General features: G+C 54.1%; 22 protein-coding genes. 15 read left to right on the top strand and 7 right to left on the bottom strand.

Translation table 11 applies throughout. The features are described from left to right. Nucleotides 1-25: 25 nt before the first annotated feature. Entirely contained in the window at nt 26-1,294 is a 1,269-nt protein-coding gene (gene purD / locus CFELI_RS11120) for a phosphoribosylamine--glycine ligase (RefSeq protein WP_277104901.1), read from the top strand. A gap of 814 nt (nt 1,295-2,108) precedes the next feature. On the opposite strand, the gene CFELI_RS11115 is transcribed toward purD, so the two are convergent. Then, nucleotides 2,109-3,662 carry an IS1380 family transposase gene (locus CFELI_RS11115; RefSeq protein WP_290258967.1) on the bottom strand — a complete coding sequence of 518 codons (1,554 nt, stop codon included), beginning with the start codon at nt 3,660-3,662 and terminating at the stop codon, nt 2,109-2,111. Nucleotides 3,663-4,427: 765 nt separating this feature from the next. On the opposite strand from CFELI_RS11115, the gene CFELI_RS11110 reads away from it, so the two are divergent. Then, nucleotides 4,428-4,763 carry a putative endonuclease domain-containing protein gene (locus CFELI_RS11110; RefSeq protein WP_277105310.1) on the top strand — a complete coding sequence of 112 codons (336 nt, stop codon included), beginning with the start codon at nt 4,428-4,430 and terminating at the stop codon, nt 4,761-4,763. Here the strand turns inward: CFELI_RS11110 and CFELI_RS11105 are convergent. Beyond that, a complete protein-coding gene (locus CFELI_RS11105) occupies nt 4,756-4,920 on the bottom strand; it encodes a DUF4236 domain-containing protein (protein WP_277105311.1) in 165 nt (54 codons plus the stop codon). The two genes, CFELI_RS11110 and CFELI_RS11105, sit on opposite strands and share 8 nt — an antisense overlap. 60 nt (nt 4,921-4,980) lie before the next feature. Here CFELI_RS11105 and CFELI_RS11100 point away from each other — a divergent pair, with 60 nt between their 5' ends. The 3 genes from CFELI_RS11100 to purB are packed head-to-tail and all read left to right on the top strand — an operon-like array spanning nt 4,981 to nt 8,746. After that, nucleotides 4,981-6,132, top strand: coding sequence for a pyridoxal phosphate-dependent aminotransferase (locus CFELI_RS11100; RefSeq protein WP_277105344.1), 1,152 nt, complete (start codon nt 4,981-4,983; stop codon nt 6,130-6,132). Nucleotides 6,133-6,146: 14 nt separating this feature from the next. Then, on the top strand, nt 6,147-7,286 hold the full coding sequence (locus CFELI_RS11095) for a type II toxin-antitoxin system HipA family toxin (protein ID WP_277105312.1): 1,140 nt from the start codon (nt 6,147-6,149) through the stop codon (nt 7,284-7,286). Nucleotides 7,287-7,315: 29 nt separating this feature from the next. Further along, nucleotides 7,316-8,746, top strand: a complete 1,431-nt coding sequence (gene purB / locus CFELI_RS11090; RefSeq protein WP_277105313.1) for an adenylosuccinate lyase — start codon at nt 7,316-7,318, stop codon at nt 8,744-8,746. Between the two features lie 98 nt (nt 8,747-8,844). On the opposite strand, the gene CFELI_RS11085 is transcribed toward purB, so the two are convergent. Together CFELI_RS11085 and CFELI_RS11080 are read right to left on the bottom strand one after the other, a co-directional pair. Next, nucleotides 8,845-9,639, bottom strand: a complete 795-nt coding sequence (locus tag CFELI_RS11085; protein WP_277105314.1) for a class I SAM-dependent methyltransferase — start codon at nt 9,637-9,639, stop codon at nt 8,845-8,847. Nucleotides 9,640-9,676: 37 nt separating this feature from the next. Then, nucleotides 9,677-11,185 (bottom strand): ATP-binding cassette domain-containing protein, encoded by a 1,509-nt coding sequence (locus CFELI_RS11080; RefSeq protein WP_290259021.1) that lies wholly within the window; start codon nt 11,183-11,185, stop codon nt 9,677-9,679. A 1,234-nt stretch (nt 11,186-12,419) separates the two neighbouring features. Between CFELI_RS11080 and CFELI_RS11075 the strand changes: the two genes are divergently transcribed. The 8 genes from CFELI_RS11075 (at nt 12,420) to CFELI_RS11040 (ending at nt 22,968) form a co-directional block, all read left to right on the top strand. Beyond that, nucleotides 12,420-13,313: a phosphoribosylaminoimidazolesuccinocarboxamide synthase gene (locus CFELI_RS11075; protein WP_277105316.1), complete on the top strand. Its 894-nt coding sequence runs from the start codon at nt 12,420-12,422 to the stop codon at nt 13,311-13,313. Nucleotides 13,314-13,399: 86 nt separating this feature from the next. Then, complete coding sequence (locus CFELI_RS11070) at nt 13,400-15,526, top strand: S9 family peptidase (protein WP_374724746.1); 2,127 nt, start codon at nt 13,400-13,402, stop codon at nt 15,524-15,526. A 1,017-nt stretch (nt 15,527-16,543) separates the two neighbouring features. Next, the gene (locus CFELI_RS11065) at nt 16,544-18,232 is read left to right on the top strand and encodes a VaFE repeat-containing surface-anchored protein (RefSeq protein WP_277105318.1); all 1,689 of its coding nucleotides are present in this window, start codon (nt 16,544-16,546) and stop codon (nt 18,230-18,232) included. A gap of 146 nt (nt 18,233-18,378) precedes the next feature. Beyond that, nucleotides 18,379-18,849 (top strand): glutathione peroxidase, encoded by a 471-nt coding sequence (locus tag CFELI_RS11060; RefSeq protein WP_277105319.1) that lies wholly within the window; start codon nt 18,379-18,381, stop codon nt 18,847-18,849. 155 nt (nt 18,850-19,004) lie between these two features. Further along, nucleotides 19,005-19,247 carry a phosphoribosylformylglycinamidine synthase subunit PurS gene (purS, locus tag CFELI_RS11055; RefSeq protein WP_277105320.1) on the top strand — a complete coding sequence of 81 codons (243 nt, stop codon included), beginning with the start codon at nt 19,005-19,007 and terminating at the stop codon, nt 19,245-19,247. After that, entirely contained in the window at nt 19,247-19,918 is a 672-nt protein-coding gene (gene purQ, locus CFELI_RS11050; protein ID WP_277105321.1) for a phosphoribosylformylglycinamidine synthase subunit PurQ, read from the top strand. The genes purS and purQ overlap by 1 nt, the downstream gene beginning before the upstream one ends. A 19-nt stretch (nt 19,919-19,937) precedes the next feature. Beyond that, nucleotides 19,938-22,229 (top strand): phosphoribosylformylglycinamidine synthase subunit PurL, encoded by a 2,292-nt coding sequence (gene purL, locus CFELI_RS11045; protein WP_277105322.1) that lies wholly within the window; start codon nt 19,938-19,940, stop codon nt 22,227-22,229. Between the two features lie 214 nt (nt 22,230-22,443). Continuing rightward, nucleotides 22,444-22,968, top strand: coding sequence for a DUF4240 domain-containing protein (locus CFELI_RS11040; RefSeq protein WP_277105323.1), 525 nt, complete (start codon nt 22,444-22,446; stop codon nt 22,966-22,968). A 3-nt stretch (nt 22,969-22,971) separates the two neighbouring features. Here the strand turns inward: CFELI_RS11040 and CFELI_RS11035 are convergent, their stop codons facing one another. The 3 genes from CFELI_RS11035 to CFELI_RS11025 all read right to left on the bottom strand — a co-directional run bounded on the left by CFELI_RS11035 (nt 22,972) and on the right by CFELI_RS11025 (nt 25,695). Continuing rightward, nucleotides 22,972-23,532: a DM13 domain-containing protein gene (locus CFELI_RS11035; protein ID WP_277105324.1), complete on the bottom strand. Its 561-nt coding sequence runs from the start codon at nt 23,530-23,532 to the stop codon at nt 22,972-22,974. 553 nt (nt 23,533-24,085) lie between these two features. Further along, nucleotides 24,086-25,225 (bottom strand): ATP-binding protein, encoded by a 1,140-nt coding sequence (locus CFELI_RS11030; RefSeq protein ID WP_277105325.1) that lies wholly within the window; start codon nt 25,223-25,225, stop codon nt 24,086-24,088. Between the two features lie 200 nt (nt 25,226-25,425). Continuing rightward, nucleotides 25,426-25,695 (bottom strand): hypothetical protein, encoded by a 270-nt coding sequence (locus CFELI_RS11025; RefSeq protein WP_277105326.1) that lies wholly within the window; start codon nt 25,693-25,695, stop codon nt 25,426-25,428. 224 nt (nt 25,696-25,919) lie between these two features. On the opposite strand from CFELI_RS11025, the gene CFELI_RS11020 reads away from it, so the two are divergent. Next, nucleotides 25,920-26,135 (top strand): hypothetical protein, encoded by a 216-nt coding sequence (locus CFELI_RS11020; protein ID WP_277105327.1) that lies wholly within the window; start codon nt 25,920-25,922, stop codon nt 26,133-26,135. Nucleotides 26,136-26,199: 64 nt separating this feature from the next. Continuing rightward, nucleotides 26,200-26,886, top strand: a complete 687-nt coding sequence (trhA, locus tag CFELI_RS11015; protein WP_277105328.1) for a PAQR family membrane homeostasis protein TrhA — start codon at nt 26,200-26,202, stop codon at nt 26,884-26,886. Nucleotides 26,887-26,907 lie beyond the last annotated feature (21 nt).

Here is a 26,907-nt window from a genome sequence, read left to right as displayed (position 1 = left end):
AAATATCAGCTAAAATCTTTAGACCATGCGCATTCTTGTTATCGGATCGGGCGCCCGTGAGCACGCCCTCGCCCTCGGCATCGCCAAAGACCCAGCAGTAACCGAACTGCACGTAGCACCAGGCAACGTCGGCATGGAGCAAATCGCCACCTGCCACCCTGATGCGAAAAAAGTAGACTGCCCCGACACCATGGTCGCACTTGCGAAAAACATCAACGCTGACCTTGTTGTGATCGGACCTGAAATCCCCCTCGTTGCTGGAGTCGCCGATGCACTCCGCGCCGAGGGTTTCGCCGTTTTCGGCCCAAACAAGGATGCCGCCCGCATCGAAGGCTCCAAAGCTTTCGCGAAAGACATCATGGCCGCAGCAGGCGTGAACACCGCCCGCGCGCAGCAAATTATCCCCGGCGCGACCGATGACGAGATCGAAGCGGCACTCGACAATTTCGGCCCCACCTTCGTTGTCAAAGATGACGGGCTCGCCGCAGGCAAAGGTGTGGTAGTCAGCCCTGATCGTACTGTAGCCCGCGCACATGTGGACGCGGTTCTGGCTGCCGGCAACCCCGTGTTGCTGGAATCCTTCCTCGATGGGCCGGAAGTTTCCCTGTTTTGCCTTGTCGACGGCGAAACCGTGATCCCACTTCTGCCTGCGCAAGACCACAAGCGCGTGCGCGATAATGATGAGGGCCCCAACACCGGTGGCATGGGCGCGTACTGCCCACTGCCGTGGCTGCCCGAGAATGGTGTGCAGCGCATCGTCGATGAAGTATGCGTGCCCGTGGCCAAGGAAATGGTTGCCCGCGGCTGCTCCTACTCCGGGCTGCTGTATGCCGGTTTGGCGTGGGGTGAGCAAGGCCCTGCTGTGGTCGAGTTCAACTGCCGTTTCGGGGACCCTGAAACCCAGGCTGTGCTCGCACTGCTGAAAACCCCACTGGCCACCCTGCTCAACGCGGTCGCAACCGGCACTTTGGCCGATCAGCCTGCGCTGGAGTGGGAAGAAGGCTACGCTTTGACCGTGGTACTGGCCGCCCATAATTACCCTGATACCCCACGCGCCGGGGATGTGATTACTGGGGCTGAGCACGAGGCTGTCCGTCACGCAGGTACTGCCCGCAATGACGCAGGTGAGCTGGTGTCGGCAGGCGGCCGTGTGTTGAATGTGGTGGGTGTGGGTGCGACGCTGGCGCAGGCGCGTGAGCAGGCGTATGCCGTGCTTGAGACTATTAGTCTGGATGGCGGCCACTACCGCAGCGATATTGCCCTTCCTGCTGTGGAAGGTCGAATCAGTATCTAAAACACGAGACGCACCCTCACTCAAGCCACGTGCTAGGTGGGGGTGTTTTTGTGTTGTGGGTGGCGCGGGTGTGGGTGCTTGTGTGGATTTGTCAACATATGCGTGAAATATTGATTCGACATAGAGCAAGTGCTACCTGCAAAAGTGCAGGTCGTTTTTTGTCTGGTGTGCTGAAAGTCGAATCAGTTTTTAAAACGGGGATGTGTGTGCCCTTGTTGAAGCTCTGTGCTGTGTCGGGGCGTGACGACGTCGGGGGTGGCGCGGGTGTGGGTGCTTGTGTGGATTTGTCAACATATGCGTGAAATATTGATTCGACATAGAGCGAGTACTACCTGCAAAAGTGCAGGTCGTTTTTTGTCTGGTGTGCTGAAAGTCGAATCAGTTTTTAAAACGGGGATGTGTGTGCCCTTGTTGAAGCTCTGTGCTGTGTCGGGGCGTGACGACGTCGGGGGTGGCGCGGGTGTGGGTGCTTGTGTGGATTTGTCAACATATGCGTGAAATATTGATTCGACATAGAGCAAGTGCTACCTGTAAATGTGCAGGTCGTTTTTTGTCTGGTGTGCTGAAAGTCGAATCAGTATTTTTGGATAAAAATCAGGAAATTAATAGCAATATTCTCTAGCCCAGATTTTTCATGGGGTGGGTTTGGTGGTGGTGGGTTGGGGTGGTGTGTTTGTGGGGTTGGTTGGTTCACCTTCGCCCTTTGATTCGTGGTTTTTAGGGCAAGGTGTGCGTCCATAAAGTTGTGTGGGGTTTGGGGGTTGGGGTGTGCCTGCAGTGTGGCTGCCAGATCGCGTGTGTGGGCCTAGGGGTGTTAGGGTTTTCGTTTCTTCCAGCGTGGCTGTAGAAGGCTCTGGGTGTAGCCAATAAGCGTGACCAGTGTGTGGGTGTGGGGGTTGTGCTGGTCAAGCTGGAGGATGATGCGTCTGCTGCTTGTGGTGATTTTTGATGCAACCGCAACAAACCTTACACGGATAGTCTTCGGCACCCATGTCCACCAAGGCTTGCTTGTTTCTTGGTGTGAATGATCCTTGTGGTGGCAGGCGTCGATGAGTTTCGTCCAGGTAAGAAGTTGGTGGGATAGTGCAACGATCAAACACCAGATTTGGTTCGCCCCGAATTGTTTAAACGGCAGTTTACTAAGGCCTTGGTCTTTGGTGTCTTTGATGTGTTGTTCACATAAAGACCGATTACGGTAGCAGTAGTCAATGTGTTGAATATTCCCAATAAGGTTCGTTACGCACAGTTGGGCGCGAACACCATGTTGGTTGAAAAGACTGTGTTGGCACCCTGGGTGGGGTGGTTCGATTCGTGCGATAACACGCATATCCTCGGGGTAGTCAGCTAGAAGATTCACCAAAGGTTGGTGCTCATCTATATTTGCGGTGCGCAGTAGTCCGGTGATGTCTTCAAGGAAATGGTTCTCATCACAAACCAGATCCCCTGAAGCACGCACAATCGGCACCCGAGTATCCCACCGATCACAGTCTTTGCCTGTGTGAGCACTGGTTCCCAAGTGTTGTGTATCAGCGTTGGTTGTTTGTTGGGATTGAAGGTGATGGTCAAGGGTGATGCGCGCTGTCGGCGGGGCGGAATAACCCAGAACATACCCAAGGTTGTGATCGTTGAGGAAACTGATGAATTTCTTTGTCCCACCAGCACTGTCAGCACGGATGACTAATCGTTTGCCCCAGGGTTGACCATCACTGTGATCAGGCAGGGTGGCAAGAATCTCGTCAACAAGCTGGCAGTGATCACGAATTGTGTTTGCCCCGGCATTTCCTGGTCGAAGCAGGCAGTTAAGAAACTCCCCACCAGGCAGACCGATGCTGGTGTAATCAATAAAGGCACATAACGGGTGGAAACCAAAGCCTTTCTTATAGGTAGGCGTCGCGTTTTCCTTATCGGAATGTGCGGTAATCAACGTGGCATCAATATCGATAACCAGTGGTTGTTCAACTGTTGCCACCCGATGCGGAGCGTGATCACCTAACAAATCCCACACCCTAGTGCGAGCTTGTTTCGCTGCGTGGATAAACCCTTCTCGCACATGCTCGCTGGTATCTGCATATTCTGTGATCCGCCGCCATGCGGTTGTCACTGACGGTAACGATTTTGATGCTAACGCGGTTGAAACAGAAGAAAGCAAGGTGATGTCGTGGACATCATCCCCACCAGCAATCAACGATAAAGCCAGATTCACCCACACATCCCCTAACGTGTGCGTGAGCCCAGAACGCGGCAAAGCGGAATCAAGGCAGTCACTTATTCCCACCAATTCGGCTACGTGAGCAAACGGTAACACCCCCGCACCGGATACAAGATGAGAACAGCTAGCAACCCGTGGAATGTATGTGGTAGTCTTCACCTTGAAAGTGTTTCTTTCTGCCTAGATTATTGACTTCAAAACATCTCTATTCTAGCAGGTCAAGAAGCACTTTCTTTACTTTTTGCTCACCTTTTCACCCCACACCCATGAAAAATCCGGGCTAGTTGGTTTCATGATGCTGTGCCAAGATCCGAGACTATGACCACGCCATCAGAACACCTCTTTGTGCTTCCACGACACGGGAAAATGCGGCACGTGATTCACGAAAACCTCCTACTCGAGCACGGGCCACTTGAGTTTCTCACTTCTACTGTGGCGACCCCATGGCTGATGTTTGATCAGCTTGCATCGTGGCAAAAGCGGTGGCTACGAGCACGCGCATGCTCGTTGTCCTATCCGAAGGCAGTGCTCAGTGGGTGGTCTGCTGCTGATGTTTTGGGGATAGGTGTGCTTGCGCGTCATGATGACTTGGGGGAAGTGTGCCTGACGTATTCTTCGCAGTTGCGTTCTCGAAGCACAAAAAGTCTGGGGCCGGGGATACGGTTTAGTAGTAGAATTCTTCCGCCGGAACAAATAGTGGAAATACGTGGTGTTCGCTGTACATCACTGGTGCGAACTTTCGTTGACATTCAATACTATTATGGCGAACTTGAGGCGCTTTGTTTTATAGAAAGCGCACTGACTGTCGTTAATGGGCTGACAAAAGAGTGGGTGGAAGCGCAGTTGCGATCCTTGGGTGGGATTCGAGGAGTGGTAGGTGCCCAAAAAACGCTGAGTCTCGCCTATTGCGGTGTAGGTAGCGTTATGGAAACGTATCTCCGCTACCTTATTTATCAGGCGTGTCGCAAGTATCGCGGATTGATTAAAACTATTGAGGTTCAGGCACGTATTGCAACTCCGGAGGGGGATCGTTTTCCTGATTTGCTCATTAATGGGTGGTTAATAGTGGAGTTTGATGGGGTGAGTAAATATGGGGAAACGGTTGCGGATTTTAGGCGCGCTAAAAGGAAAGAAGAGCATCGCCAGCTTCTTCTACTTAAGCAGGGGTTTCGGATTGTGCGGTGCACGCATCAGGATGTGGGTCCTGCTGTGATTGAGGTGATTGTGGCGATGCTCGCTGAGAGGCGACAGCTTACTTGATGCGCCAGGTGAGTCCTTTGCCTAGGCGCAGGGTGACTCGGCCGCGGGAGTTGATGGTCAGTGGGCCGATTTTGTGGGTGATGGATGCGCCGGACTTTGACATGTTGAGGTGGGTGTTTTTGCCAATCTTTTTCCTGCGGCGAAATGAAATGCCCATGTGCGGGTGCTCCTTCTCATGTGGGGGTGGGGGAAATGCTCTGTGTCTATTGTAGGTGCTATGAGCTTTGTCAGTTCCCGCGCCCAGGTTGAGCCGTTTCGAGTGATGCAAATTTTAGGCCGCGCCCTTGCACGTGACGACGCCATCTTACTGTGCGTCGGACAGCCCGCGTCACCTGCTCCCGCACCTGTGATTACAGGTGCCCACACCTACCTTGACACCCACACCCTTGGCTACACCGCCACTCTAGGAATCCCCGAGTTGCGCGAAGCGATCGCCGACTGGCATTCGCGCACCTATAATGTGCGCACCGAGGCGAAAAATGTGGTGGTGACCACGGGATCGTCTGGTGGTTTCGTTGCACTGTTTCTTGCCGCACTAGAGCACGGGGATTCAATCGCCATGACCCGGCCGGGCTACCCCGCTTACCGCAACGCCCTGAAAGCCTTGGGGGCGAACGTTGTGGATGTGGTTTGTGGTGCGGATACGCGGTTTCAGCCGACCGTCGACAAGCTAGAAAAGCTCAACCCCACCCCACGTGCTGTGATCGTGACCAGCCCCGACAACCCGACTGGCACCATCATCGACCCCGAAGAGCTGGCGCGGATTGCCAAATGGTGTGAGGAAAACGAATGCCTGCTAATCTCCGATGAGATTTATCACGGCATCACCTACGGTCGGCAGTGCGTAACAGCACACCAATTCTCACCCAACGCCGCGGTTGTGGGCAGCTTAAGCAAGTACTTCTCCATGACAGGGTGGCGCCTTGGCTGGCTCATCGTCCCCGACCACCTTGTCGAACCCTTAGAAAACCTGGAAGCGAACCTCGCGCTCTGCCCACCTGCAATCAGCCAGTATGCGGCGCTGCACGCATTCGGCCAGGACGCACGCGCTGAACTGGAAGGGCATGTGGCAAAATATGCTGCTGCTCGTGACGTGTTGCTCCGTGAACTCCCCAGCCTAGGGTTGGGACGTTTCGCCCCACCGGATGGTGGCTTCTACCTGTGGGTTGATGTTTCCCATCTGACTGAAAACTCCGAACTGTGGTGCCAGCACATTCTCGACACCACCGGCGTTGCCCTTGCCCCCGGCACCGACTTCGACCCCGTCGATGGGAAGAAATTTGTGCGCATTAGTTTCTGCGTCGAGCCCGAACAAGTAAGCGAGGCAGTGCGACGACTGAAAAAAGTTATGGTGGACACCACCACATAAAGGAAGGAGCGTGCATGGTTGCGCACACAGAGATTAATCAGGCGGTTGTCTATGTTGACGAGCAGCCAGCCGCCCTGCTTAGTCGCCACCAACACACCATTTCCTTCGACTACCTACCTCAGTATCAGGGGCCAGAGATCGCCACCACGCTGCCCCGCGACTGCGGCCGAATTGATACTGGCAGTAGAAGAATGCCTGCGTTTTTTAGTGCTTTGTTGCCGGAAGGACACAGGCGTGACCAAGTCCAGCGACAAATAAAGTCAGCTCCTGAGGATGAATTGACCCTCATGGTGCACTTAGGTGCAGAGACAGTAGGGAATGTGCGAATTTTCCCTGCTGGTGGTTTTCCGCACCCCATCAAGTTACCAACGATGGAGCAGTTGGATTTAGCAGCCTACGCCAATTATTCGGTGGTTGGGCTTAGCTGGGCTATACCTGGGGTGCAGCCGAAAGAAGCAGTTGATGTGGAAGGCCCCGCAGTGGTCAAGGTGGCGGGAAAAGGATTCTCAGGGCTGGTGAGTAACGAACAAGTATGCCTTCATCGGTTGCGCACCAGTAGTTGGAGGCATCCGGTAGCAAAGAGCAGTGTCACCAAAGACAGTGAAGGCGTGCAAGCCCTGGTTGTTTCCCGCTTCGATAGGGTAGGGGATCGTCGCTTTCGAGTAGAAGACGCTACGCAAGTCTTGGGGATATACCCTGAAGCAAAGTATTCGGTGAGTTACGAAGACATTGCGTTCGCCTTCGCGAAAGTGTGCTCGGACCCCGTGCAGGCATTAAGATCTGTGGCTTATCAGGTGGCGGTAGCCTGGTTGAGTGGAAACGGGGATTTGCACGCGAAGAATTTCTCGGTGATTGATCGCGGCGTAGGATTCGAACCAGCACCACTGTATGATGTGCCTTCCACCGCCCCCTACGGTGATTCCACACTAGCCTTGACAGTTGGCGGGAAAAACGATGGGTTGAGCCGGAAACGGTTTCTGGCTTTCTGCGCTGAGATCGGTGTAGATCGCCCCACAGCCGAATCCATTGCGTCAGCCGCACTGGGTGTGACCGAAAACTTGTCGCGGGAGCTCGATTATACCTGTGATTTTCACCCGCGGCAGCGCAGGGATTGCCACAGAATACTCCACGCCCATCGCAAACACTGGGAGTAGGGCTATAGCCTGTGGAATAATGACTATTCGTGGCTGAAAAGAAGAAGATTGCAAACGTTTTGTCCAACCGTTACGCTTCCGCTGAGTTGTCTAACCTGTGGAGCCCGGAATCCAAAATCATCATGGAGCGCCAGCTGTGGATCGCCGTGATGAAAGCCCAGAAAGATCTGGGGGTGGACATTCCCGCTGAGGCGATCGCCGCCTACGAAAACGTCATCGACCAAGTCAACCTCGAGTCCATCGCGCAGCGGGAAAAAATCACCCGCCACGATGTGAAGGCCCGCATTGAAGAATTCAATGATCTCGCAGGCTTCGAACACATCCATAAGGGAATGACCTCCCGCGACCTCACCGAAAATGTGGAGCAGCTGCAAATCTACCGCTCCCTCGAACTGGTGATGGGCAAGGCTATTGCTGTGGTTGCCCGCATTGCGGATCGCGCGGATATGTACAAAGACCTTGTGATGGCCGGTCGTTCCCACAACGTCGCCGCCCAGGCGACCACCTTGGGTAAGCGTTTCGCCTCCGCCGCTGAGGAAATGCTCATCGCCATCGAGCGCACTGAGCAACTACTAGCACGCTACCCGCTGCGCGGTATTAAAGGCCCCATGGGTACCGCCCAGGACATGCTAGATCTGATGGGTGGGGATGAAGCAAAACTTGCCTCCCTGGAAACCCTGATCGCTGACCACCTCGGCTTTAGCCGCGTCTTCGATTCCGTGGGTCAGGTGTACCCACGTTCCCTCGACTTCGACGCTGTTTCTGCACTCGTGCAGCTCGGCGCCGGCCCCTCCTCGCTTGCGCACACCATCCGTCTGATGGCAGGCAACGAAATCGTTACCGAAGGCTTCAAGGAAGGTCAGGTGGGTTCGTCTGCCATGCCGCACAAGATGAATGCTCGCTCCTGTGAGCGCGTGGGCGGCATGCAGGTGATTTTGCGCGGCTACCTCACCATGGTCGCCGACTTGTCTGGTCAGCAGTGGAACGAAGGCGACGTGTTCTGCTCCGTGATCCGCCGCGTGGCGCTGCCGGACGCATTCTTCGCCCTTGACGGCATGTTTGAAACTTTCCTCACCGTGCTCGAAGAGTTCGGTGCTTTCCCCGCAATGATTGAGCGTGAGCTTGAGCGTTACCTGCCTTTCCTGGCAACCACCCGCATCCTCATGGCCGCTGTGCGCGCCGGGGTTGGTCGTGAAACCGCACACGAGGTGATCAAGGAAAATGCTGTGGCAGTTGCGCTGAACATGCGCGAAAATGGCGGTGAGCAGGATCTGATCGAGCGCCTTGCTCACGATGAGCGCCTGCCGATGACCGCTGAGCAGCTGGCTGAGGCACTTGCTGAGCGCGATGCTTTCATCGGTTCGGCGAAGTCCCAAACCCAGCGCGTGCTGGCGCGCGTTCATCAGTGGGCTTCCCGTTTCCCTGAAGCTGCGACCTACACCCCAGGCGAGATCCTTTAGCGTATCGACGCCCACAGCCACCCTTCCCCAACACTCACCGGAGTGCGACGGGGGAGGGTGGTTTTTTACTCTGGTGCACAATCAGGCCAGCAGCTAACTTATTTCCCGCCGAAATCAATAGTCACCTGATAAATCCCCTTCATCCACCGAAGCACTGCGAACCTCGCACGAATACCCCACGGCAGAGTTTCATACAGACCAGCGGGGAAATACTTCCACAAATCACACTCCACATCCACCGACGAAATCTTGCTGCTTGCCGATTTCAACGACCGTGGATCTTTCACCTTAAACGGCATCTCACACGGAGTACCCTTCTTCGCAATCATCTTCTCACTCATACGAGTGACAAAAGGCGACTCACTATCGAAACTCAACCGCGCCACCGGGAAAGCCTCGCCGATACGATGCAACAAGGTGCGGACGTCGTCAGGCTGCAGATAATAAAACACACCCGGCGCGACCAAAAACACCCCACGGGAGGAATCCACCTTCTCTAGCCACGCTGGGTCAGTAACATCAAAGGGCAGATCAACCTCATTATCCAACTTCGGAATCCAGCGCGAGCGCATCTTGAGCACCTCGGGAAAATCCAAGTTATACACCGTGGTGTCCAGCTCAAGCGCCAGCTGATCTAGACCACAGCCGATATTGACCACCGACGCGCCGGGGTGATCGGCGAGGAAGCGCTGGGCTTCGAGCACGCTGTTGCGGTGGCGCAAACCGTAGATCACGGTGGAAAAATCATCGAGGGCTTGAGCGGGCGTTTTTTCTTGTGCCGCAATCTCTTCAGCCTGCGCTGCCTGCGGATCGGGGAAGAGCTCTGGCCACTTGCGGGAAGCGCGGGCGCGGCCAAGGAGTGGGAAGAATAGGGTGTGGGAGACGGTATCCATGTGAAACTCCTCAAAATATACGCACAAAGGACAAGAATTATATTTCTGTGATCTGGCTGCGAAACAAGGTTGAAAAACACGTTCCGGGACTGCGCAAGTGCTCAAAAGAACCCTGCTCCGCCACTTTCCCACTTTCAAGGACAACAATTTTGTCCACCATCGAAAGCACGGAAGCGCGGTGCGTAATCACAATAATTATTTTATTAGGTTTGGCAACCCTTAGGGCACAAAAGAGTTGTTCTTCGGTCAAGGCATCAACTGCAGACGTAGGCTCGTCCAGAATCCACACCGGGTGATCGTGCAAGAAAAGCCGAGCTAGTGATAACCGCTGCCACTGCCCGCCGGAAAGCCCCACCCCACCCCATTGCTCGCCTAATTGGGTGGCAAGGCCATGGGGTAAAGCATCAACGAACCCCGATGCCTGCGCCTTCTTTAATGCCTCGAAAATTTCAGCATCGGTGAAGCAAGAACCAAGGCATAAGAAATCACGGACACTAATCTCATACATGCCAAAGTTCTGTGTTTGAATACCTAGCGGAAAAAAGTATTCAACGGGATCAGAATCAAGCAGAATTTCCCCGTCATAATCCAGCGCACCCACGATTGCGTTGATTATTGTGCTTTTCCCTGAACCATTTGCTCCCACAATCGCTGTGATCTGGCCCCGATCAGCGCTAAAGGAAACGTGCTGCACCGCAAGGTTTTCTTGGTCAGGATAGCGCACAGACAGGTCAGTGATTTTCAGGGAATTCCACAACCGTGGCACAACTGTAGGCATCGTTTCACGTGGGTAGGAGAGAAAAGACATCAGGCGGCTTACGGCAGGCCGTGTGGTTGCTAACTCGCCAATTTGGTATCCCACTCCACTTAATGCAGAAATACTAGCCAACAACCCCACAATTCCCGCAGTAATATCAAAAGAACTACCTGGTGCTGCTACGAGCAACAAAGTAGCCCCGATGATCCCCGAGGTGAGAAAACCGCTGATGATGTAGATGCGAATAGCCCATGATTCCATAGACACTTTCAGTGCCTTCCATGAACCGCGTTCCGTGGACGCGTGCATGGCAAAAAGTGATCCAGCTTTAAGCAATGCCAGCTCTAAGGAAGACGCAGGAAAACTCAACTGATCTTCAAAGTAGAAAGCACGACGCTGATGGTCAGTTGCACGCGGCCACACCTGCGCTTCTTTTCGCCCCACCCACATATAGCTAATAATCGTGGGCAATGCAGCGAACACACTACAGAGTGCTGCTGCTGGGCTTAAAGGCCACAGCGCTAAAGATAAAGAAAAAGCAACGATACACGCGGCCACGCAATTGCATACAGCTTGATACAGAGAGGAAGTTTGCGATTCCACGCTGGCTTGGCGCACCGCCCGTATTACCTGTGCGTTAGTGGGATCACGCAGCCAGAAGGGAGAAGCGGTAGCCAACCTGAAGCTTATAGCCTGTGCCACTGAAGCCTCAATGCTTACCGCCACCCGCCGGCTGAGAGAATAACTGATTTGTTGTAGCGCACCAGCGCAGCCAAAAATGATGCTCACACCTACAACAAGACTGGCACCTGTGGATGGGGTAGAACCAAGTGCGCGAATTCCAAGGACTGTAAGCGCAGGATACACGCTCAAAAGCGCGCGAATTGCCCACTCAAGAACAATCCAGAACCTACAGTGCTGCCAGACCCAACGCAGCACAACACTCGAAAGAAAACGTGGGGGAGGAAATGTCGGTGGAAAAGCAGACATCGGTGGGGATCCTATCTGTGTACGGCTTTATTGCATCGCACCACACAAAAATGTGCAGCAAACCGTGGTTGGCATCTTCAAAAGCGCAGGACAACCCCGAAATGCTAAGTGAATGGTAGGGGGAGCCTGCCAAAGGCTTAAGTGCTTATGCGCAAAGGATCATATGAAAATGTTTATCACAAAAATTTGGCCAAGGTCGGCTGAAGGAAGAAAAATGCGATACTCGCAGACACAGGCATAGTGTCAATGAGATTTGCCACTAGAAAACTGATTGTGAAACCCCAACCTTGGGTTATGAGGGCTTGGTGGGTGGAACGTTGGGGCTTAAGCACGCGGGAGTGAGGGGGTGTATTCAGAGTGGTTTGGGATCATCAAAATCACGCTGAACTTCAACACGTGTGTGCTTGAGCTTTCAGCCACACCGGGTAACCCTTACGTTTCAACCACGATCTTCTCACGTGATCACAGTCGCACGCGGTGCGCTGTAAAGATCCTTAGGGGATGATCGCTTTCTCAACGTCTCTGTGGTGAAAAACTACGACCACCTTCGTGGCTTGAAGTTGGCGAGCGTAACCTTCAGCCTCACATTCCTTTGGGGCATGGGGGCTTTGCGGTAAATAAGAGAAATATTAATTCGACATAGAGCAAGTGCTACTCATGAAACCGCAGGTCAATTTTTCACTTGTTTGCTGAAAGTCGAATCAGTATTTTTGAATCAATCCCGACGTATTCATAGGTATGCTTTTTTGGGCACGATGTACAGGGTTTTTCTAGCTTCATCACGTCGATCCGGGCTCAGTGTGCTGTCGGTTCCTGAGTTTTCTTTTCACACTGCATTCTCCTGATGAGAAACCCCAGTGCAGCCCTGCATGCTAGAGCTCATGGCGGGGGTGTTGAAAGGGGACTGGAATGTGCATCAGTGGTGTAGAGCAGCGAGTGTGGTTTTCAATGCCTGCATCTAAAATGTGATCATTCTTCCACTGGGTGGCTTTCAAGTAGCCGAAGGATTTAAAAGAGTCTACTATTTCTCTTTATGCGTCCTGAACTCTCCCAGTACAAGCACATCTCCGCAGGTAAGGTTCGTGAGATCTACGAGATCGATGACAACACCCTGCTGATGGTTGTTTCCGACCGCATTTCGGCCTACGACCACATCCTAGACACCGAAATCCCCGACAAGGGACGAGTCCTCACGGCGATGAGCATGTTCTTCTTCAACAACATTGACTTCCCCAACCACCTCGCGGGCGATATCGACGACGAACGCATCCCCGAAGAAGTCCTCGGGCGAGCAATGGTGTGCAAGAAACTCAAAATGATGCCTTTCGAATGCGTCGTCCGCGGCTACCTCACCGGCTCCGGGCTCAAGGAATATCAAGAAACCGGTACCGTATGCGGCATCGAACTGCCCGAAGGACTCGTCGAATCCTCCAAGCTGCCAGAACCAATATTCACCCCCGCCACCAAGGCGGATATTGGTGACCATGACGAAAATGTGTCCTTCGACCGGGTCGTCGAAAAGCTTGGCGAAGCCCGCGCCAACGAACTGCGCGAAGCCAGCATCCGCATCTACTCAGAAGCAGCAGCGCATGCACGTGAAAAAGGCCTGATTCTGGCAGACACCAAGTTCGAATTCGGCCTTGACGAAGAAGGCAACCTCGTTCTTGCCGACGAAGTTCTCACCCCCGACTCCTCCCGCTACTGGCCAGCCGACGGCTACAAGGAAGGACAAGTCCAGCCCAGCTTCGACAAGCAATACGTGCGCAACTGGCTCACCGGACCAAAATCCGGCTGGGACCTCGACTCCCCAGTAGCACCACCAGCACTGCCAGGCTCAGTAGTAGAAGCAACCCGCGAACGCTACGTCGAAGCATTCGAACGCATCACAGGCGCAAAATTCAACGAATGGATCGGCTGCTGCGTCTAACGCATCCCCCATTCTTTCAGTAAACACCCCCCAGGCACACACAAAGTCTGCGGGTGTTTCGTTTGCTTCCATAAACACGCACGGTAATATCCAACCTTGTGACTACACAACCCCCAATTGCACAGAAAAAGCCAATCACCCGCAGCTTCCACGGATATGACTTCGTGGATAACTACGAATGGTTGCGCGATAAAGAATCCCCCGAAACCATAAGCTACCTCGAAGCAGAAAACGCCTACACACAGCAGCAAACACAGCAGCTGGAAACACTGCGGGAAAACATTTTCCACGAAATTAAATCCCGCGTGAAAGAAACAGACATGTCCATCCCCCAGCGGATGGAAAACTACTGGTACTACTCCCGCACTATTGAAGGAAAAAGCTACGGCATTTCCTGCCGCGTGCCTGTTGCTGAGGGGCAGGATGCGTGGGTTCCACCAGTTATTCCCGAAACTGGGGAAGTGGAAGGCGAGGAGATCATGCTGGATCTCAACGCGCTGGCAGAAGGCCACGACTACTTCCAGCTCGGCGCATCCAGCGTCACCCGCTCCGGCCGCTACCTTGCCTACTCCACCGACGTTGCCGGCGACGAACGCTTCACGCTACGCATCAAAGACTTAGAAACCGGCGAGCTGCTCGATGATGTCATCGAGAACATCCACTACGGTGCCACCTGGGTGGGTGACGAGTACGTGTTCTATACCCGCGTCGATGATGCCTGGCGCGCCGATTCCGTCTGGCGACACAAAGTAGGCACCCCAGCACACGAGGACGTGCGCGTATTCTACGAACCCGACGAGCGCTTCAACGTCGGCATCGGCGGAGTGCGCAGCAAAAAATACCTCATCATCGGTGTAGGATCGCGCACCACCTCTGAAGCATGGATGCTGGAAACCACCGATCCGGAAGGCGAGTTCCGCTGCATCCTCCCACGCACCCAGGGCGTGGAATACGACCTTGATCACGCCGAAGTTGGCGGCCAAGACTGCTGGGTCGTCATCCACAATGCGCACGGCCCCAACTTCGCCATGGGCTGGTCGCCTATCGACGCCGAACTCAACTTAGACGACCTCAACCCGCTGCTGCCACACCGCGAGGATGTGCGTCTCGACGGCGTGGACTGCTACCGCGACTTCATCTTTGTTGGCTACCGCGAAGGCGCAATCGGGCGGGCCGCAGTGATGCGCTTGGGCGACGAGGGATTCGGCGCATTTGAAGAACTCTGCTTCGACGAAGAAATATACTCCGTCGGTGTTGGTGGCAACCCCGCGTGGGATGCGCCAGTGGTACGTATTAGCTACACCAGCTTCACCACCCCCTCCCAACTCTTCGACTACACGGTTGCCACCGGCGAATTCACGCTGCTCAAAGAGCAGGAAGTACTGGGCGGTTACGATCGCGAACACTACACCTCCCGCCGCATGTGGGTGCGCGCCCAGGATGGGACGTTAATCCCTGTGTCGATTGTGCACCGTGCAGATCTCGACACCAGCAGCCCGAAACCAACCATGCTCTACGCCTATGGTTCCTACGAGGCATCCATGGAACCAGGGTTCTCCGTGTTGCGGCTGTCGCTTCTTGACCGTGGCATGATTTTCGCCCTTGCTCACGTGCGTGGCGGTGGCGAAATGGGTCGCGCGTGGTACGACAACGGCAAAATGCTGTGCAAGCGCAATACCTTCACCGATTTCATCGACGTGGCTGACGCGCTCATTGCTGAAGGAATCACCGCCCCAGAAATGCTCGTGGCTAATGGCGGTTCCGCCGGTGGTCTTCTCATGGGTGCAGTGGCCAACATGGCACCAGAGAAGTTCAAGGCGATTGAAGCCGATGTGCCTTTCGTGGACCCGCTGACCACCATTTTGAAGCCCGAACTTCCACTCACTGCCGGGGAATGGGAAGAGTGGGGCAACCCCATCGACAGTAAGGAAGTCTATGAATACATGGCTTCCTATTCGCCCTATGAGAATGTGGAGGCGAAAAACTACCCCAACATCCTGGCAACCACCAGCTTGAATGACACCCGCGTGTACTACGTGGAGCCTGCGAAGTGGGTGGCCAAACTCCGCGATACCGCAACCGGCGGGCAGTTCCTGCTCAAGACTGAGATGGTTGCCGGCCACGGCGGTGTTTCTGGCCGCTACGAATCGTGGCGTCAAGCAGCCTTCGAATACGCGTGGCTGATCAACCAAGCTACCGGCATTACTGAGTAAAATCTTGTACGTTCACACACCCACCGAGCAGGCTATAAGTTCGGTGGGTGTTTTCTTGTGCTCAGCTGTGTCAGTTCCGATGTCTGATGGTGGTTTTGGAGGAAATAAAGCGGCTAAGGAAATTATTAGTTAGAGATAGAGCAGGTGCTACCTGTAAAACCGCAGGTCGATTTCTAGCCGTCGTGCTGAAACTCTAACTATTAATTTTGAATCAATCATGCGGTATTGATAGGCACTCATGTTGGGTGGGTATTCTCCACGTGGGGGAGGGGAGGGGATTTTCGGCCGAAGGTATACGCCTTCAGAGTAGAAAGCTGTGCCTATCGGTGCAGTGTGCGTTGGGGTGAGTGGGAGTTTTGGGGGTGTTTGAGTGGGCGGGCTTTGGCTCCACCTCGGCTGAGATAAGCCTAGGTTAAGTATCGAATCCCCCTAAATGTGGGTAAAGTAAGAACCCTAGTTGTTGCATAAGGATTATTTTCTTTTTCTAAGAAGTGAATTAGGTAGATACGTTTTCTTTGATTTGTCCATTACGGAGTTGTAATGCATTGCCCTTGGGTGCAATGGGATATTTTTGCAGATTTCGCTACTGAAGATTCTCCTGCGTTTCTGGCTATTATGCTGCTTACTTCGGGGTTGTGGCCCATGGGTTGAGTGTGTTGTGGTGTTGGGGTATTTCGCAAGGGGGTGTGTGAGTTTCATTCGCTACTGGGTAGGAAAAATATAAGTGTTGTATATATGTTGGGTGTGGCATTAATGAGCAGGAAATCATTGTGCGCAATTGGTCTTTGGTTTGCCTATCTGACCTCGCCTTTTCTAAATGGTTGTGGCGTCACATAGTGTGAGAAACTGCTTCGTTGCTGCTGGAGAAAGTGTTATCTTCAACTATCGAAGGGGTTAGGAAAAACCTAAACAACATCCTCGGTATTGTTACGATAACCACGAGGTTTTTTCATGCACCCCTTTTTCGCTTCCAGTCACAGGTGGCGTTGCCGCCGTTTTGAGAAAAGTTGTGAATGCATGAACCTAACTAAGCACTGCACCCGCGCATGGGTGGCGATTCTTTCCGCCCTCATGCTGGCATTCGTGGGCCTGACAGTTCCCGGCCACGCACATGCCCAAAGCCTTGGGGAGCAAGTCCGGATCACCACGAGTGATGATCTTGAAGGTCACTCGATCCTTATCAATGACGACTCCACCGCATTTAGGACCCGACTGTTTGGCATTGATTCCGGTGAAATTCGCCTCAGCTACTGCGTGGAACCCTATGTCGAAATCTTCCTCGATGGTCAATCCACCTTCGAAAGCTGGGACAAATTCCCCGGTAATAATAATTTCAAGCACGATAAAGCTACCCGCGAAAAGATCAACTGGATTGTTGCTAACAGCTATCCCACGGTTGATACCGCCACCTTGGCCGCTGCCATTGGGGTCAGCCCCAGCGCACTGAGCGTACGCAGCGCGATCGCCCAAACCCAGGCAGCTATTTGGACCTTGGCAGAACCACACTTTAAATATGGTGGCTTCTATCGACCAGCAGATCAAGGCGGGCGACCGAACCTGCCGACCGCAGAAGAATATGCAGCCGAACGTGCACTGTATGACTACCTGTTGGGCCCTGCGAATGAGGGGCGACCAGAATCCACCAACCACAGCGTGAAGGTAACCTTCGACACCACCGCAGCCACAGTGAATAAGGAACGTGGCGTTGTTGGCCCCTACACCGTGGTGTCTAATACCGATGCGTTTACGATCAGCTCCGAGAACGCTCACTTCGTGACCGAACAAGGTGAGGCTATCGACGCTGCAACTTTGAAGAACGGCTCCACCTTCTATCTAAAGATCACTGAAAAGAAGGGCAACGTGAAGGTGCGTGCCACCGCCCACGCCGACTCCATCAACGGGGCAATTATTGTCACCCACAAGGGTGGCAAGCATGGCCAAACTGTGATCGTCACTCACAGCAAAAAGATCAGCGATTCTGCCGACATGACCGCCGAATGGGAAGGCATTGACGGCACCTTGAAAACCGTAGCCAACGGCGGCGACGCACGCCTGCCCCACACCGGTGGTGAGATCATCGACAAAGTGAAATACAACGGGCTGTTCATCGGCCGCGAATACACCGTCAAGGGCTGGCTGATGGAACGTGGCGAAAACGGCGAAGCCATCGAAACCGGGATTAAATCTGAAGTGAAGTTCACCCCGGAAAGCTCCGACGGCACCGTTGACGTGAAGTTCACCGTCCCAGAAGGATACGAAGGCAAAACCTTGGTGGTCTTCGAGGAGGCGTATAACGCCGAAGGCGAACTCGTAGCTGAGCACAAAGACATCAACGACAAATCCCAAACCGTCACCATTAGCCGTAATATCTTCGGCTCAGCTGAAGGCAACGCGGGTCTGATCATCGGTGCTGTGGTCTTGGGTGGCGCAGTGCTTGTCGGTGCCGGCCTGGCAGCACAGCAAGCACAGGCAGCCCCATTGAAAGCCGAGTTCACAGCACCGGCTGTTGAGGCAAGCCCTGCTGCTGTAACACCTGCGCCTGCTGCAACGAAAGGTGTAGCAAAGGAACCTGCACAGGTAATGCCACCAACCCAAGCGGCACAGTTGGCAAATACCGGTGTTGGATCCGTGGCTTTGGCACTGCTGATCGCAGTTATCGCCGTGGTAATCGGCGGATTGTTGGTCGCACGCGGTCGCCGTAGCTAAAAACTGGAAGAAGAAAATCTGAGGGCCACCTGCACACTGTGTAGGTGGCTTTTAGTACTCTCAAGGGGCAACAAAGGGGGAGAAGACGACGTCGACAAGCAAAAAAGGGCGCGCTATACCTCGCTTAAATATTAGGGTGGGAAAGCATGAGTATTTATGACATCCCCGTAACCCTCAACGACGGCACCGACACCACGATGGGGGCGTGGGAAGGCCACCTGCTGCTGATCGTCAACACCGCCTCCCGCTGCGGCTACACCCCGCAACTTGAGACACTGCAAGAGCTTTTCGACGACTACGCCCCACGCGGCCTGTTCGTGATCGGTGTGCCCTGCAACCAGTTCGCCGACGAAGAGCCTGGAACAGACAAGCAGATCGCCTGCACCTACAGTGAGCAACACGGCGTGACATTCCCCGTGCTGAAAAAGTGTGATGTCAACGGCCCCAACCAGCACCCCCTCTATGAATTTTTGAAGGGTGAGGGGCCCGATATTGAATGGAATTTTGAGAAATTCCTTGTCTCCCCCTCGGGGGAAGTGATCGGTCGTTTTGCCCCTGGCATGGAACCGGATGAAATGCCGATTATTGACCTTTTTGAGCAGCATCTGCCGCTCTAGGAATCCACAGCTTGGGGCATGGTTTCTGGGTGATAAATAAAAACTGCCCCCTACAAGGTATGCTTTCTCACAGGTGGTGTGCCTCTGACACCATGTGGTCCGGAGGATGCACCCCCGCATGAAACGTCCACATGTTTGTTTGAGGAGCTCCCAACGTGGCCCGTGTAGTTGTGAATGTTATGCCCAAGGCCGAAATTCTAGACCCACAAGGTCAGGCCGTGGTGCGTGCGCTTGGTCGAATCGGCGTAGAAGGCGTCGCCGATGTCCGCCAAGGCAAGCGATTCGAGATCGAGGTCGATGAGACCGTCACCCACGAGCAGATCGAAAAGGTTGCGCAAACCTTGCTCGCCAACACCGTTATTGAAGATTTCGAGGTTGTTGTCGAGGCTAAACAATAATGAGCGCAAAAATTGGTGTAATCACTTTCCCCGGCACGCTTGACGACGTCGACGCAGCACGCGCAGTCCGATACGCCGGTGCCGAAGCAGTAAGCCTCTGGCACGCCGACCCAGATCTCAAGGGCATTGACGCAGTTGTCGTCCCTGGCGGATTCTCCTACGGCGACTACCTGCGCACCGGCGCAATCTCAGCACTGGCTCCTGTCATGCGCTCCGTCATTGAGGCGGCTGGTAAAGGAATGCCAGTGCTTGGTATTTGTAACGGCTTCCAGATCCTGACCGAAGCTAAACTTCTCCCCGGTGCACTCACCCGCAACCAGGGATTGCACTTCCACTGTGTGGACACCCACCTGGTGGTTGAAAATAACACCACTGCATGGACCAACACCCTTGAGGTGGGGCAGAAGATCCTTGTGCCCGCGAAGCACGGTGAAGGCCGATTCCAAGCATCTGCTGAAACAGTCAAGATGCTCGAAGATGAAGGCCGCGTGGTGTTCCGCTATACCGATAATTTCAACGGTTCCATCAACGCTATCGCCGGTATCACCAACGAAACCGGCCGTGTTGTGGGCTTGATGCCACACCCTGAGCATGCTGTTGAAACCCTGACTGGCCCATCTGTTGATGGGCTTCAGCTGTTCCTATCCGCTGTTGGCACCATCGCTGCTTAAGAGAGATCTGCTGAAAAACATGACAACTTTCAATGACACCGTTGAGGCAGCTATCGCGAACCCTGACCTCGAACAGCCCTACGCATCACTCGGGTTGAAAGACGACGAATACGCACGAATCAAAGAGATTCTGGGCCGTCGCCCCACCGACGCCGAACTGGCCATGTACTCGGTGATGTGGTCGGAGCACTGCTCCTACAAGTCCTCCAAGGTGCACCTGCGCTACTTCGGGGAAACCACCACCGAAGAAATGGGCTCCAAAATCTTGGCAGGCATCGGCGAAAACGCCGGTGTTGTCGACATCGGCGACGGCAACGCCGTCACCTTCCGCGTGGAATCCCACAACCACCCCTCCTACGTTGAGCCACACCAAGGTGCCGCCACCGGCATCGGCGGTATCGTACGCGACATCATGGCCATGGGCGCACGCCCCATCGCCGTGATGGACCAGCTGCGCTTCGGTGCAGCCGACGCCGCTGATACCTCCCGCGTGCTTCCAGGTGTTGTCTCCGGCATTTCCCACTACGGCAACTGCCTTGGTTTGCCCAACATTGGTGGCGAAACCATCTTCGACGAATCCTACGCAGGCAACCCACTGGTCAACGCCCTGTGCGTGGGCACCTTGAAGGTGGAAGACCTCAAACTGGCCTTCGCCTCCGGCCTTGGCAACAAGGTGATGCTTTTTGGTTCCCGCACCGGCCTCGATGGCATTGGAGGCGTGTCCGTTCTCGCCTCCGACACCTTCGAAGAAGGCGCAGAGCGCAAACTCCCAGCTGTTCAGGTGGGCGACCCATTCGCTGAAAAGGTTCTCATCGAATGCTGCCTCGACCTGTACAAAGCAGGCGTGGTTGTGGGCATTCAGGACCTCGGTGGCGCCGGCCTTTCCTGCGCAACCTCCGAGCTGGCAGCTGCTGGCGACGGCGGCATGGAGATCAACCTCGACAACGTTCCACTGCGCGCGGAAAACATGCGTGCCGCGGAAATCCTTTGCTCCGAATCCCAGGAGCGCATGTGCGCCATCGTGCGCCCTGAGGACGTTGAGCGCTTCAAAGAAATCTGCGCCCACTGGGATGTTCCTTGTGCAGAAATCGGCGAAGTGACAAACGGCAAGCACCTGATCATCCGCCACCGCGGCGAAGTAGTGGTGGACGCACCTGCGCACACCATCGCCCACGAAGGCCCTGTGTACAACCGCCCATTCGCACGCCCTACCTGGCAGGATGAGCTGCAGGTGTTCACCGGCGTCGAAAAGCCAGCAACCGCTGAAGGCATCAAGGACGCACTGCTGAAGATGATCTCCTCCCCAGCACTGTGCTCGCGCGCATTCATCACCGAACAGTACGACCGCTACGTGCGCGGCAACACCGTTCAGGCAAAGAATGCTGACGCCGGTGTGCTGCGCATCGACGAAACCACCAACCGTGGCGTGTCCGTATCTGCGGATGCTTCCGGCCGCTACACCAAGCTTGACCCCAACACCGGCGCACGCCTGGCACTGGCGGAGGCCTACCGCAACGTTGCAGTCACCGGTGCACGCCCCGTGGCTGTCACCAACTGCCTGAACTACGGTTCCCCAGAGAACCCTGATGTGATGTGGCAGTTCCGCGAGTCCGTCCACGGTCTTGCGGATGGCTGTAAGGAACTGGGCATCCCAGTTTCCGGCGGCAACGTCTCCTTCTACAACCAGACCGGCGACGAGCCTATCTTGCCAACCCCCGTGGTCGGCGTGCTGGGCGTCCACGATGATGTGACCAAGAGCATTGGCAACAAGCTTGGCACCGTCGACGGCGCGGAAGAGCTGTATGTGCTGGGCGAAACTTTTGATGAGTTCGGCGGTTCGATCTGGCAGCAGATTTCCGGTGCTGGGCTCAACGGCATGCCACCGGCGATTGATTTGGCCAACGAAGAGAAGCTGATGGAATTTTTCCAAGCTCCTGAACTGGTCACCGCAGCTCATGACCTGTCTGAGGGTGGGTTGGGTGCAGCTGTAGCTGAGATGGCAATTCAGGCTGGCACCTGCGTTCAGCTTGATCTTGACAGCGTGCACGAGGATGCGTTTACCGCATTGTTCTCTGAGTCTGCGTCGCGCGCGATTGTGGCCACCCAGAATGGTGTGGCTGTGCAGCAGCGCGCTGCCGAGCTTGGCATTGCGTGCGTGAAAATCGGTGTGACCTGCGACTGCGGTGATTTTGTGATCCGTCACGGTGATCTGGAGATCGCAGTTCCACTTGCTGAGCTTTCCGACGCCTGGACCAACACCCTGCCGGAATTATTCGGTCATGCTGTTGGCGCAAACTCCGTGGTGGAGTAATTCTTCACGTTTCTGTGTGCGATTCCCCGTGATCCTTCAAGCATAAGGGCACGGGGAATTGTGCTGTAAAGGACGTGTGGCCGCCGGGGGAGTGGTGCATGTGGCACACCGCTAAACATTACGAAAATATGTGCTAAAAACACGGTTGATTTGTGCGCTGAGGTTGCTATGTTTGAGAAGGTACTAACACACAAGCAACGAAAGGGTGCGCGCCATGACGGAAACGGAATTCTGGGAACTCATCGAATCTTTTGATTGGGAGCACAGCGGCGACGATGAAGCGGTGGTTGCCCCCGCCGTCGAAACGCTTGCTGGCAAGACCATCGACGACATCAACGCATTCACCGACCACCTCAGCCGCCTGTTGTTTAACCTCGACACCCGGGAACATGCCCGCTATACCTACCTTGGCGAAGCGAACCCCGACAACGGTGACGACTATATTTCCGCTGATGATTTCCTTTATACTCGCTGCGTTGTCGTGGCTAACGGCGAGAAATATTACACGAAAGTTCTGGCCAATCCACAGCATATGCCCCAAGACTTGGAATTTGAACACCTGCTCTACGTTGCCGCCGACGCCTATGAACGTAAAACAGGCGAAGAATACAACTACTACTGCACGCAGTGGGATATGGAAAGTTTTAGCAACGTAGAAGGCTGGGCACCGAACACAAACACCACCCCAGGTTCAGCCACAGGAAAACACGTTCCCCCTGGTAATCGGCGCCCAGTTTAAAATTTAAGCAGGATTAAGCGCAGCCGCCCCGAAGCTCACACCGAATTGTTCGCACCAAAGATCAACGGTGGGCCACTGGCTTGGGTCGAAATCTTCCGGCAAATCGTAAACCTGATTGCCAATATTGCCCTTAATATCGCCCAACGACAGGTGCGGATGATCAGCTGCAGTAGTCCATCCAGCAACACCTTCAACCACGGGTCCTTGGGAGAACCACACCTTCACATCGGGGCCGTTCGACGTGCTGAGATTTTCTAGCGCCAGCTGGTAATTCCCATTGGGGAGCTGGAATACTAGCGCACGCCCCGTGGTGGTGTGTTCATGGGAAATAAAATCGCCTTGCGCCACAAGAACAGGGGCAGTGGGCGATTGCTCACTAGGTGCCTGCCCTTGGTGCGTGTCTTGGGTGGTCATTCCGGCTACCTGGGATGAAGGCGCAGCAAAGGAGGGGATTTCATCATTGACCTGTTTATCAATGAACAAAAGCCATGGCTTAAACACCACCAGTGCAATTGCGAGCACAACCACCCCAAGTGGAAGGAGGATTTTTAACGCTTTCTTCATGCTGTGACCTTTCCTAGAAATGAAAAATCTTGACTGTAAAGACATTCATCACAACACTGCAGAAAGAACAATTATTCCCATCAAAGAACACCAGTGGTTACGGATGCGGGCTGAACATATGCGATGACTTCGGAATTTCCACTATTGCCACAATTGGAAAATTGATGCTCATCCCGGGTGTCATTTCACAGCACAATAACCCTAGGTGTGATGACGTATCTTTGTCATGCAGCCACGGGAATAATTGTGAAAACAAAGCCTCCTTGGAGGCGAAAGGAATCCTGAGCATGATCAAGGGGATAGCAAAAGCTATCAACGGTTCTTCTTCGGCGTAGCTGTACTATTTTTGCTCTTAGCCACTCCTAGCAGTTGTGGATTTGTGCCCCAATCGCGCGTGATAATTCCGGGAATTTTTGAGCGGCGGGTGTGGCATGGAAAACAACGTCCCAGCCTAGATTGTTCATCGGGGGGTTTTATGGGATGTATTGATCACGGTCTAGGAACGAGTGTGTGCCACATGAGAACCCGAATGCCCATAATTTTTCGGATATTTTTACCAGAAATACGGACCAGTATTCTGATGATCGAATTGCGAAAAGTATTCTCGCATTCCCGGGATGGTGTAATCATAGAATCCGTGTTGAGGTGAATAAACAAGATGCTTCGCTATCAATTTGCGCCCATAATGTGAAACGGTGTCAGATCCTTTACCTAATTCTTCGGCAATGTCACGAGTTCGTTGTGGCCCAGACCCCACCGACAAAGCCACAAGAAAATTATATTCCAATTGTGGTAAATCTTTGAGCACTGGCTCGATCACAAGCCGAGCTAAATCACGTTGCGCTTGCTCAACCGCCCATACAACATGATCCTTTTCAATCTGTTGTCGAGCTGACTTAGACAACCGCACCCAGCTATAGTAACCCACCAGCTGAATCAGAAAAGGGAAACCTCGCGTTGCCATAACGGCACTATCTAAAGCGGCGCTGTCCCATTGCCGATCGACATCGGTGACAGGTTTGTACAGGCCTAGCCGAACATCTTCCGGTGTAACGGCACCTAAATCAACACGCACGGCGCGACGCAAGAATGTGACGCCAGGATGTTGAAGTAATTTGTCCACATTTTCTGGAAGTCCAGCAAACACAACAGCAATATTTCGGCCTTCGCGAAACAAATGTTGAATAGCAGTAGCAATAGCCGCTAATTCCGAAGCAGAATCGAGATGAACTTCGTCGATTGTCACAAGAATGCCGGAATTTTTCTTCTGCAGAATATCAGTAATGTCGTTGAGAACGCTGCGCAGCCCTGGTCGGTGTTCATGCTTGTCGGATACTTCCGTGGTAATCCCACCCAAGCCCGCAGCGCTTATCCCAGTAATTTTTCGCCTGCTCAAAGAATCATCGATGGTGCGGAGAACTCGTGGCGCGTGTTCATAGACGATTCGGTCTACTATCCCCGCCAATGCTGTTTCTGAAATGGTGACCCACCCTTGTTTGTGGGCGGCGTCTTCTAACTCATTGAGCACGACTGTTTTGCCCACGCCACGGGTTCCAACCAAAAATAGTGCCCGTGCAGGCGCACCTGGACCCGCGCGCAACGCATCGTCAAAAGCCTGAATCACCCCCTCGCGTCCCACAGGCACGGCGGGTGTAAGACCAAAAGTTGGAGTGAAAGGATTGGGGATGCTCATAGGCCCAATCCTAACTAAGGCTATTCAATTTGTTCAATATTAAGGCGCTATTCAATTTATTCAATATCGCTGTGACCAGCAGGTACAACCGCACGCCACGGCCAGACTTGACCTGGCAGTGGCGTGAATGGGGGTTGAGTGGAGCTAGTGTTGTGCAGTATTTACAACAACAGCATTGTGCAATCAGGGCAAGTCGCCTCTTATGTTCGCGTGGGTTGCTCTTTTTCTTTCTGCTTTTTAAGGCGCGCAATCAACCACGCACAGGCGAAGATGACGCTAAACATCACCACAGTCGGAAGCCCATTAGCCCACAGATTAGACCAACCTTCCGATACGGCCATGCCAACAGGGTGGCGTTCAAAGACAAGTAGGCGGAAGAAGCGGCTGAAGAAACTGCCTAAAATCCACCCGAGACTCACCGAAGCCCATACCAAACCCCACCGGATGCGGTAGCTAGGAATCGTTTCCATAATCCGACACCACACTTTCTTACAGCTGTAAAAGTTAAGGGCCCTGCTATTAGGTAAAAGTGCCCTTAGCAGCAGTATGCGACGAAAAAAGCACCAAAGCTAGATTTTGTGAGCAAAACAACAATGACGAATCTGCAGCCTAGCTTTTAGGGTGGATAGTAGAAACACATTCCTCAAGATCCGCATCAAGAGATCGCCACGTGCATGAAGGGAGTGGGAGAAGAATGAAAGATTCACTCGGGGAATTTTTCGTGGTCATTTCCATCATCTCCTTCGTCGCCGCGATCATCTACTCCCACCATGTAAGCGCGCTTCGCCCCGGCGTCGATACGCTCCAACCTGTGGGGTGGACAATGGTGCTATGGCACGGCTACACCCTTGCTGTGGCCAGCGTGGGCTTAATCCTGCTGATCGGGGAATTCCGGGCAGAAGAACCGTAAAAATCCTACGCAAGCGTAGGATAGGGTGAGATTTTTCTTTCCACACAGTAAAAGGTGCACAGCTATGTCGAGCGACACAACTGCAGGCGACACTCTCATTCAAAAAACCATATGGCGACTCGACCGCGGCCCCAGGCCCAAAGCACGCGGACTCTACCACCTCATCGCAGCCTATCTCGCCACCATCGCGGGCACAGTGCTGATCACCTTTACCTGGATACATCAAGACTGGCAATCCGGGCTTGCCGTGACCGTCTACGCAGTCGGTGTCGTCGCACTGTTTGGCATCTCCGCCGCCTACCACCGCGGGCCGTGGCTCTCGCAGAAAGCGGTAAAGGCCTGGCGTGCCGCCGACCACGCCACCATCGCCCTTTTTATCGCAGCAACCTACACCCCAATCGCGGTGATCACACTGCGCGGACACTGGATTCTGATCGCGATCTGGGTGGCCGTGATCTTAAGCGTAGGGCTGACATTCTTCCCCCATCCCCGCGTGCTCGACGTCGTAACCTACCTAATCCTAGGCTGGGCAGTAGTCCCCCTCATTCCTGCGATCGTTGATCATGCCGGTCAAGCCGTGGTGTGGCTGCTCGCCGCAGGTGGAATTGTCTACTCCCTCGGTGCGATCTTTTATGCACTGCGCTGGCCGGGTCGCAATGCCCGACTTGCGGGCTACCATGAGCACTTTCATGCAGCAACCGTTATCGCAGCGGTCGTTCACATGGTGGCCATTTGGATGCTAGTGGCCTAAAGCGTGAGAAAATCCACGCGC

The sequence above is a fragment of the Corynebacterium felinum genome (assembly GCF_030408755.1).
GTDB classification, from domain to species: domain Bacteria; phylum Actinomycetota; class Actinomycetes; order Mycobacteriales; family Mycobacteriaceae; genus Corynebacterium; species Corynebacterium felinum.
This window is presented reverse-complemented; position numbering and strand designations above follow the sequence as displayed.